Source organism: Sphingomonas sp. Ant H11 (assembly GCF_000797515.1).
Taxonomy (GTDB): domain Bacteria; phylum Pseudomonadota; class Alphaproteobacteria; order Sphingomonadales; family Sphingomonadaceae; genus Sphingomonas.
In genome coordinates, this window is record NZ_JSBN01000004.1 from 24,309 (window position 1) to 32,098 (window position 7,790).

Sequence of the window (7,790 nt, forward strand, 5' to 3'; positions counted from 1 at the left end):
GCGTCTCCTCTCCCCAGGTCATGAGGTCTTCCAGACGTGGCAAAAGCTCCCGCCGCCGTAAAGGCACAACCCCCGGTGCCGAACCGCGAGCGCCTGACGAGCCCAAATTGTACGAGGCCTCGACCGAGGAGCTGCTCGAATTCTACAAGCAGATGCTGATGATCCGCCGCTTCGAAGAGAAAGCGGGCCAGCTTTATGGCCTCGGTTTCATCGGCGGCTTTTGCCATCTGTATATCGGCCAGGAAGCCGTTGCGGTCGGGCTGCAGTCCGCGCTCGATGGCGAGAAGGACTCGGTCATCACCGGCTATCGCGACCATGGCCACATGCTCGCCTACGGCATCGACCCCAAGATCATCATGGCCGAATTGACCGGGCGTGGCGCGGGAATCAGCCGGGGCAAGGGCGGCTCGATGCACATGTTCTCGACCGAGAAGAAGTTTTACGGTGGCCACGGCATCGTCGGCGCGCAGGTCTCGCTCGGCACCGGCCTCGCCTTTGCGCACAAGTATAACGAGGATGGCGGCGTCGCGGTCGCCTATTTCGGCGACGGCGCTGCGAACCAGGGCCAGGTCTACGAATCGTTCAACATGGCCGAGCTGTGGAAGCTCCCGATCATCTATGTGATCGAGAACAACCAGTACGCCATGGGCACCAGCGTCAACCGCTCCTCGGCCGAAGACCAGCTGTACAAGCGCGGCGAGAGCTTCCGCATTCCTGGTATCCAGGTGGACGGCATGGACGTGCTGGCGTGCCGCGGTGCCGCCGAGGAAGCGCTGGCGTGGGTGCGCGCGGGCAAGGGGCCGATCATCCTGGAGATGAAGACCTATCGCTATCGCGGCCACTCGATGTCCGACCCCGCCAAATACCGCTCGCGCGACGAAGTGCAGGCGGTGCGCGACAAGTCCGACCCGATCGATCACGTCAAGAAGCTGCTCGATGCGCAGGGCATCAAGGAAGACGCACTGAAGGCGATCGAGCAGGAAATCCGCAAGATCGTCAACGAAGCGGCCGACTTCGCCGAACAGACGCCCGAGCCTGAGGCCTCTGAACTGTATACCGACGTGCTGGTGGAAACCTACTAATGGCCGTAGAAATCAAGATGCCCGCGCTTTCCCCCACGATGGAGGAAGGCACCCTCGCCAAATGGCTGGTCAAGGAAGGCGATGTCGTCAAATCGGGCGACATCATGGCCGAGATCGAGACCGACAAGGCGACGATGGAATTCGAAGCTGTCGACGAAGGCACGATCGGCAAGATCCTCGTCGCCGAAGGCACCGACAATGTGAAGGTCGGGACCGTCATTGCCACGTTGTTCGCCGAAGGAGAGGATGCTTCGACTCCGGTCGCCGCGCCGACCGCTCCTGCCGCAGCCCCCACTCCAGCCCAAGTCACTGAGGCCGAGGAAACCGGTACGGGCGAGGGCAAGACCACGACGCCCGACCCACTGAAGACCAATGCCGACACGCCCGTGCCGGCCGAGATCCCGGAAGGGACCGAGCTGGTCAAGATGACGCTGCGCGAGGCGCTGCGCGATGCGATGGCCGAGGAAATGCGCGCCGATCCGCGCGTGTTCGTGATGGGCGAGGAAGTCGCGCAATATCAGGGCGCGTATAAGGTTACGCAGGGCCTGCTCGACGAGTTTGGCGACAAGCGCGTGATCGATACGCCGATCACCGAATATGGCTTTGCCGGCATCGGCACGGGCGCGGCGATGGGCGGTCTGCGCCCGATCGTCGAGTTCATGACCTTCAACTTCGCTATGCAGGCGATCGACCACATCATCAATTCCGCCGCCAAGACCAACTATATGTCGGGCGGCCAGATGCGCTGCCCGGTGGTGTTCCGTGGTCCCAACGGCGCGGCGAGCCGCGTCGGCGCGCAGCACAGCCAGAATTACGGGCCCTGGTATGCGAGCGTGCCTGGCCTGATCGTGATTGCGCCTTATGACGCGGCCGATGCCAAAGGGCTGCTGAAGGCGGCGATCCGCACCGAAGACCCGGTCGTGTTCCTCGAGAATGAGCTGCTCTACGGCCGCACCTTCGAAGTGCCCAAGCTCGACGATTATGTGCTGCCGATCGGCAAGGCGCGGATCATGCGCGAGGGCAAGGACGTGACGATCGTCAGCTACTCGATCGGCGTCGGGCTCGCGCTCGAAGCCGCCGAGACGCTGGCGGGCGAGGGGATCGACGCGAGGTGATCGACCTGCGCACGCTGCGCCCGCTCGACACCGCGACCGTGCTCAAGAGCCTGAAGAAGACCAACCGCGTCGTGGTGGTCGAAGAAGGCTGGCCGACCTGCTCGATCGCGTCGGAAATCTCGGCGGTGTGCATGGAACAGGGTTTCGACGACCTCGATGCCCCGGTGTTGCGCGTGACCAACGAGGACGTGCCGATGCCTTATGCGGCGAACCTCGAAAAGCTGATGCTGGTCAGCGCCGACAAGATCGTCGCGGCGGTGAAGTCGGTTCTGTACCGCTAATCCATCAGGACGGGGTCGTCTGCGTCGGTTGCCGCCGCAGACGACCCCGGTCGCTTATTGCGTGAGACGCGCGCTGGCAACGGCCTTGCGGAACAACGACTGAAGGGCGTCGGAGATGCTCTGGTCGGTCTTCACCGTATACATCAAATCGGGCGACGCGCAGGCCGTCAACGCCGTCGGGATCTTTGGGATCGCGGCATTGGCGATGTCGCGCTGGGTCGCTTCGTCGTCCTGGATCGATGCTGAGGTATATTCGGTATAGAGAATGGCGATCTTCACGCCGCGCTTCTTGATCGCGGTGCATTGATCAATTTGCGCTTGCTGCATCGGTGCGCGGGTGCGGCCTGACCCGATATTCTCGTCGCTCATCCCGTCGGTTACCAAGAACAAGAACGCTTGCGGCGTATCGCCCGGGTCGTTCGACCCATTGCCTGATTTTGCGGGCAATTGGGTTCCCATATTGTTCATCAAGCTCTGGAAGCTCGTGAACAGATATTCCGTGCCCGACGAGCCGTTGGGCGGACGTCCGTTGCCGGCCTTGTCGTTGACCGTGACCAGACTGACATTGCTGGCGGCGGTGCCGACCGATGCCAGGTCAGGCGTCAGCGTCGCGATCGTCTTGAAATTGGTGATGTGATCGAAGGTGTAAAGCGCGGCGCGATAGGTGCGGCTGTTCTCCAGCGCGTAACTCTGCGCCAAAGTCATCAAATTGCTGGCAGCGGTCTGTTCGTCATTAACTCGCAAGTGTACGCCCTGATTGAGCGCATACCAATAGGAGTCTACGAAAGAACCATCGGCATTGTAGACGCAGATATCCTTCGCATTGCTTGCGCCGCAATAGCTGTTGGTCGATTTTTTGCTGACGTAAACATAGGCACCATTGGCATCAATTTTCGTGATCTGGTTGCCACCAACCGTACCGGTTCCGTAAGAGCCTTTGACGATGGAAAACTTGGCATTGTCGAGGATCAGACTTGGGATGGACGAGCCAACGTAGGTTTCGATCTTGTTGGAATGACAGGCAAACGCGCATTTTACGGCATTGTCCATCGTCGTAAATCCGGCCGACGTGGTCGGCAACGCCATCGAAGACGAGGTGTCGAGCGCCAGGTAAAAGTCGATATTTGGTGCAGCCGTGGCGGTCGCCGTCGATGTTCCGCCGATGGTAATCGTCGGCATTCCGATGACGTTTGCAAAGGCATTCACCGATGAGGCCGTGTAGGTGACGGTTGCGGTGCGCGTTGATGCAGCTGCGTTGTTGCCGACGATCGAAACGGTCAGGTTGCTGTCGTTCCAGATCAACCCCGGCTGGCCGGTAATTTGCGATTTGAACATCGCGTTGGCCGCATTCTGGGCTGCGGTGTTATCGAGCTTCATCATCGGCTGCGTGACCGCAGCCAAGGCCGCAGCGTCGGCTGCCGAGTTCAATTTGGTCTGCAAACGTCCGGCGCGTGCGTAATCGATCGAGACGCCGGTTGCGAGCGTCAGCGGAATCGCGGCGAAGCCCATCAACAGCAGGACATTGCCGCGGCGATCGTGGCGCAGGCGCGTGGCGAACCGATGCGTGGCGCGAAGGAAGGTAAGAAACGGCTGGACCATTAGGACACATTGACCCCAGTTACCGAATTTGACGCGCGCGGACTCATGATGATCTGGTCGCGCATGGGAATGCTACCGAGCAAAGCAAGTCCAGCGACCGGCGTGTACGTATAATTGATGGATGCAACGATGACATAGGTTCCGTTTTGCTTGATCGTTCCGGGCAAGGTGAACGAAGTGCCTTTCGTCAACGCGTTGATGTTTAACCCACGGCTCCAATCGACTGTCGATACACCGTTGGGGTCGGTGTATATTTGCGATACCGTCAATTTCGCCGCCGATATCTTGTACGGGCTCAAGATCTGCGTGCTGGCGTTCAGGATCGTATCCAGATCCGAGGCGGTAACGCTGGTCGATTGTGACGTCAGATCGGCAACGGTCCGCGTGGCGGCGGTGACTTTGCGATACGCCGAGATGCTGTCGCTCAATTGATATCCGCCGAGGTACAACAGCACGATGAACGGCAGGCAGATCGCAAACTCCACCGCCGATACGCCGCCTTGATCGGCCCATAAACGGCGGGTCACTTGTACGGCTCCGTCTTGAAGACCGATGTTGCGATCAGCAAACGCTTGCCGCCGGAAAGGGTCGACAAATCGAAGCCGAGCGGACCCTTTTGGGTATCCCAGAGATACATCATCTTGACGACGTTGATCGACCCGGTCCCCCCCGGTGCATATTGAAAGGCGTTGTTGACGTTGCCGTTGCTGTCATAGGTGATCGTCGGCGGCGCGGTCGCTACGGCTGAAAAGGCAGTGGCTGCTTGCACGTCGATCAGCAAATTCGCGCACTTCATGAAGGCCGGCAGTTTCGAGCAGGCGAGCGTCTTGAATTGCGCCTGGGTCATTCCGCTTGTCTGGGCGGTGCCGGTCAACAAGGCGCGGACCGATTTTTCGGCGGTTGTTTCCAAATTCTGCTGGGCAAAGAAGGTAAGGCTCGTCTGCACAATCGCGATCATCAAGGCGATCAACGGGGTTACGACGAGCGCGAATTCCACCGCCGCACTGCCGCGGTCGTCCCTTGCAAGCGCGCGCGCGCGGCTCGGGCCTGCGACAAATCTGGGAGGAAGCGTGATCTTCACGATGAAATTGCCCCAAAGCTATGCCATTTCCTGCCACGCAACGGGTAAAGGAATAGTGAAATCAAGCGCGTTCAACCCATGGTCGGCGACCCTTTCCAGATGATCGAGCCCACCAACCCGGAGCGCGCGCTCGCTTTGTCCTACGCGCCGCGTGACGTCCGCGCCGGGCTCGCGGCGGTATTCGCGTTGGATGATACTCTGGGCCAGATTCTGCGCACGACGCGCGAGCCGCTGGTCGGGCAGATGCGGTTGACCTGGTGGCATGAGGCGTTGGTCGCGCTCGACAACGCCCCGCCGCCAGCGCAGCCGGTGTTGCAAGCGCTGGCGGCGAAGGTGCTACCACAGGGGCTATCGGGCACAAGGCTGGCCGGGATGATCGATGGCTGGGAAATGCTGCTCGACCCCGACCCGCTGACCGCGCCGATGCTGGAAGCCTATGCTACGGTGCGCGGCGGCACCGTGTTTGCGGCGGCCGGTCGGATGCTGGGTGCGGCGGAGCGTGATCCGCTGCTGGTGGCGGGGCAGGGATGGGCGCTTGCCGACCTGGCCCGCCACTCACGCGATGCGGCGGCGGTGCTTCCAACTGAGATGGCAGCGACCGCGCTCGCCGACGCCACTCGACAGCGCTGGAGCCGCGCGGCGCGTGCGCTCGGCGCGCTGGCACACATCGCGCGGATGGACCTCGCGCTGCCGCAGGGCATGTCGCCTCCGGTCGGCGCGCCGCAACGGGTTGCCCGGCTCGCTTGGCACCGTTTTACCGGGCGCTAGGCTTCCGCCACGCGCTTGGACGCGATACCCTGCCCAAGGGGACTCGGGGGAGGGCGCTATGTGGCGATATCTGGTGGGCGGGCTGGCGACACTGGCGTTGGTTGCGGCCGGAATGCTGCTGTTCAACCGCAGCGCGCGATCGGTGGCGGCCTTGCCTTCCGTCCCGCTGGCCCTGGCGCAAACCACGGAAGGGGGCGCGCTGCCGGCGACGGTGCCCGAGGCGAGCGACAAGACTCGCGAGCAGAAGCGCTTCGACCGCTATGACAAGGATCGCGACGGCAAGGTGACGCGTGAGGAGTATCTTGCGCCGCGCCGCAAGGCCTATGCCAAGCTCGACGCCAACCATGATGGCGTGCTGTCGTTCGACGAATGGGCGGTGAAGACCGAAACCAAATTCGCCGAGGCCGACAAGGACAAATCGGGCGCGATGACGCCGGCGGAGTTTGTCAGCACCGCGCCCAAGCGCAAAGCTCCGCGCGTTCGGCGCGATTGCCCGCCTGCCCCGCCACCGGCGAGCGCGGAGGAAAGCTGAGCGTTACCCCGCCGCCAGCCATTCCCCGAGCGCTTCGCGGGCGCGATCGGTGTACATCTTCTTGCGATCGGCCTTTTGGTGCGGCCTTCGATCGGCGGGAACAGGCCGAAATTGACGTTCATCGGCTGATAGGTCTCGGCCACCGCCGCGCCGGTAATGTGATGCAGCAAGGCACCGAGCGCGGTGGTGACCGGGGGCGGCGTCATCGGCTTTCCGCCCAGCTCGGCCGCAGCGAAGCGCCCGGCCATCAGCCCGACCGCGGCGCTTTCGACATAGCCTTCGCAGCCGGTGATTTGCCCGGCGAAGCGGATATTGGGGCGTGCCTTGAGCCGTAGCGTCGGGTCGAGCAGCTCGGGCGAGCGGATGAAGGTGTTGCGGTGCAAACCGCCCAGGCGCGCGAATTCGGCGTTTTGCAGGCCGGGGATGGTGCGGAACAGGCGCACTTGCTCGCTATGCTTCAGCTTGGTCTGGAAACCGACGATGTTCCACAGCGTGCCGCTGGCATTGTCCTGCCGCAATTGCACCACCGCATAGGGCCAGCGGCCGGTGCGCGGATCATCGAGCCCGACCGGCTTCATCGGCCCATAGCGCAGCGTATCCACCCCGCGCGCCGCGGCGACCTCGATCGGCATGCAGCCTTCGAAATAGGGGACGTCCTCCCACTCCTTGAATTCGGTCTTTTCGCCTTCCATCAGGCCGGTGTGGAAGGCGAGATATTCGTCCCGCGTCATCGGGCAGTTGATGTAATCCTTGGAATCGCCCTTGTCCCAGCGCGAGGCCATCCAGGCCACGTCCATGTCGATGCTGTCGAAATGGACGATCGGCGCGATCGCATCGAAGAAAGCGAGCGCGTCCTTGCCGGTCGCCTCGCCGATCGTATCGGCGAGCGCGGGCGCGGTGAGTGGGCCGGTGGCGACGATCGTCAGGCCGGTATCGGGCAACACATCGACGCGTTCGCGCACGATTTCGATGTTGGGATGCGCGGCGAGCGCTGCGGTGACGCCGTCCGAAAAGCGATCGCGATCGACCGCGAGCGCCGAGCCGGCGGGGACCTTGTGGATGTCGGCCTCGCGCAGGATCAGCGAGTTCAGCGTGCGCATTTCCTGATGGATCAACCCGACGGCATTGCTGTCGGCATCGTCCGAGCGGAAGCTGTTGGAGCAGACCAGTTCGGCGAGGCCGTCGGTCTGATGCGCCGGGGTCATCTCGCCGGAACCGCGCATTTCGGAGAGCTTTACGCGGAAGCCTGACTCGGCGAGCTGCCAGGCGGCTTCGACCCGGCGAGGCCGCCGCCGATGATGTGGATCTGGTGTGTCATGGCCTGGGCTGTAG

General features: G+C 62.5%; 6 protein-coding genes and 2 pseudogenes. 4 read left to right on the forward strand and 4 right to left on the reverse strand.

Annotated elements, in window-relative coordinates; translation table 11 throughout:
- The first annotated feature begins 20 nt into the window (after positions 1–20).
- Both pdhA and NW75_RS01640 read left to right on the forward strand, forming a co-directional pair.
- Positions 21–1,082, forward strand: a complete 1,062-nt coding sequence (gene pdhA / locus NW75_RS01635; protein WP_033963319.1) for a pyruvate dehydrogenase (acetyl-transferring) E1 component subunit alpha — start codon at positions 21–23, stop codon at positions 1,080–1,082.
- A pseudogene (locus tag NW75_RS01640) lies at positions 1,082–2,478 on the forward strand (pyruvate dehydrogenase complex E1 component subunit beta). The gene pdhA and the pseudogene NW75_RS01640 overlap by 1 nt, the downstream one beginning before the upstream one ends.
- A 54-nt stretch (positions 2,479–2,532) precedes the next feature.
- Here NW75_RS01640 and NW75_RS22610 read toward each other — a convergent pair.
- From NW75_RS22610 to NW75_RS01655, 3 genes are read right to left on the reverse strand one after another with little or no spacing between them, the layout of a single operon-like run.
- The gene (locus NW75_RS22610) at positions 2,533–4,077 is read right to left on the reverse strand and encodes a pilus assembly protein TadG-related protein (protein ID WP_052191994.1); all 1,545 of its coding nucleotides are present in this window, start codon (positions 4,075–4,077) and stop codon (positions 2,533–2,535) included.
- Entirely contained in the window at positions 4,077–4,604 is a 528-nt protein-coding gene (locus NW75_RS01650) for a TadE/TadG family type IV pilus assembly protein (RefSeq protein WP_033963321.1), read from the reverse strand. The genes NW75_RS22610 and NW75_RS01650 overlap by 1 nt, the downstream gene beginning before the upstream one ends.
- Positions 4,601–5,158: a TadE/TadG family type IV pilus assembly protein gene (locus NW75_RS01655; protein WP_033963323.1), complete on the reverse strand. Its 558-nt coding sequence runs from the start codon at positions 5,156–5,158 to the stop codon at positions 4,601–4,603. The genes NW75_RS01650 and NW75_RS01655 overlap by 4 nt, the downstream gene beginning before the upstream one ends.
- Positions 5,159–5,236: 78 nt before the next feature.
- On the opposite strand from NW75_RS01655, the gene NW75_RS01660 reads away from it, so the two are divergent.
- Together NW75_RS01660 and NW75_RS01665 are read left to right on the forward strand one after the other, a co-directional pair.
- On the forward strand, positions 5,237–5,926 hold the full coding sequence (locus NW75_RS01660; RefSeq protein ID WP_231564875.1) for a squalene/phytoene synthase family protein: 690 nt from the start codon (positions 5,237–5,239) through the stop codon (positions 5,924–5,926).
- Between the two features lie 58 nt (positions 5,927–5,984).
- Positions 5,985–6,458, forward strand: coding sequence for a histidine kinase (locus tag NW75_RS01665; protein ID WP_033963327.1), 474 nt, complete (start codon positions 5,985–5,987; stop codon positions 6,456–6,458).
- A gap of 3 nt (positions 6,459–6,461) precedes the next feature.
- Here the strand turns inward: NW75_RS01665 and trmFO are convergent.
- A pseudogene (trmFO, locus tag NW75_RS01670) lies at positions 6,462–7,776 on the reverse strand (methylenetetrahydrofolate--tRNA-(uracil(54)-C(5))-methyltransferase (FADH(2)-oxidizing) TrmFO).
- Between the last annotated feature and the right edge of the window lie 14 nt (positions 7,777–7,790).

Coding starts and splice junctions, on each gene's coding strand:
- NW75_RS01665 (WP_033963327.1), top strand. CDS start 5,985: ATGTGGCGATATCTGGTGGGCGGGCTGGCGACACTGGCGTTGGTTGCG.
- NW75_RS22610 (WP_052191994.1), bottom strand. CDS start 4,077: ATGGTCCAGCCGTTTCTTACCTTCCTTCGCGCCACGCATCGGTTCGCC.
- NW75_RS01660 (WP_231564875.1), top strand. CDS start 5,237: ATGGTCGGCGACCCTTTCCAGATGATCGAGCCCACCAACCCGGAGCGC.
- pdhA (WP_033963319.1), top strand. CDS start 21: ATGAGGTCTTCCAGACGTGGCAAAAGCTCCCGCCGCCGTAAAGGCACA.